Origin of the sequence: Campylobacter taeniopygiae (assembly GCF_005406225.1) — a bacterium.
In the GTDB taxonomy this organism is placed as follows: domain Bacteria; phylum Campylobacterota; class Campylobacteria; order Campylobacterales; family Campylobacteraceae; genus Campylobacter_D; species Campylobacter_D taeniopygiae.
This window is the reverse complement of sequence record NZ_NXLY01000047.1, coordinates 1-1,357: the sequence shown is the minus strand read 5'-3', so window position 1 is coordinate 1,357 and position 1,357 is coordinate 1. Positions and strand designations below refer to the sequence as shown.

Below are 1,357 nucleotides of genomic sequence, written 5' to 3'. Positions count from 1 at the left end.
AAAACCAAAGAAATAAAACCACTGATTTAATCAGTAGTTTTATTTTGAAATGATTTTTACAAAAAGGAAAACCCACCCAACACTAACCCACAATTTGTTTTTAATTTTTAAGAATTCCCATGATTTAATTTACCATACATAATTAAATTGTGCAAAACCTGTATGAGTATTACCTTTAGCATCAAACATTCCATTATAGTTTAAGCTAAAATAGAAAGCATCATTTAAAGGAACAATCATAGATGTAGTTACATATTCTTGAACTCTTGGTAGATAAAATTTATCCTTTGTTTTCATTGTTCCATATCTTGCCTTCATTGAAACACCAGGATTTATATTGAATTTAGCTCCAAGTTCCATAGAAGTTTTTAAATTTGGCAACCAATCTCTAAACCATGTAAAGCTTGTTTTTGTAGAGAAAAGATTTAAATAGTTTTTATAAATTCTTTCTCCACCACTCAATATAGCATTGCCTTTGATATTTTTCATTGAGAAAGCCTCTGTGTAACCACCTTCATAAGCTAAACCTACTTCTGGAGAGAAGATATTATTGCCATAGTTAAAATTCATACCCAAATCCGCACCTAAACCATAAGCATAAGAATGTGGTTTAGCTCCTGCTTCTTTATCGCTTCCTACTTTTTTTGTTAAATTATTTTTAACAAAGGCTGTTTTACCTTGAGCTTTTAGATAAACTTCTTGACCTTTGCTTGTTGTAAATAAGGTGTTAAAATATTTTAAACCTGCATAATAAGATCTATTGTTTATATCAAAATAGGTTGATTTCATTTTAGTATCTTCATAACCTGCATACACACCATAGATACCACTATCTTTTAAAGTAGAATAACCTATAATAGTTCCTTTAGTGTGTCCTTTACTTTCTTCATTTAAAGAAAGTTCAACATTCTGTGAAGAAGTATAAGGAAGGATAAATAAAGAATGCTCTTTATTATAACCATAGCTTCCATTATTAAAATCATTTTTTATATAATCACTTGCGCTTGCATATAAATTACCTTTTTCTTGCATAGCAATAGCACTAGATTTAGCAAAGGCAAAATGTTGCATAGAATTACCCATAACACTATCAATAAATGTTGATCTTCTTGAAGTAGTGTTGATTAAAGATCTAAAAGTAGCTCCTGCTATGGAAGCATTAAGGTTAAAATCTGTTGCTAATTTTCCTGTGAGTGGATCAACATCTATGGTGATTTCACCACCACCATTTACACTTATACCACCTATTTTATCAGGTTTTACTCCTGAAATGAGATTGCTAACATTATCAAGTTGTCCTAAATCAAGTCCGCTTTGATCTACAGTAACTTTATCTACAGTTACATTGTCTTTATTA

1 protein-coding gene is annotated in these 1,357 nt (G+C 30.0%); it reads right to left on the bottom strand.

Annotated elements, in window-relative coordinates; all coding sequences use genetic code 11:
• Nucleotides 1-129 precede the first annotated feature (129 nt).
• Nucleotides 130-1,357 (bottom strand): autotransporter outer membrane beta-barrel domain-containing protein (locus CQA75_RS08860; protein ID WP_137624593.1); only part of this gene is annotated, 1,228 nt, incomplete at its 5' end.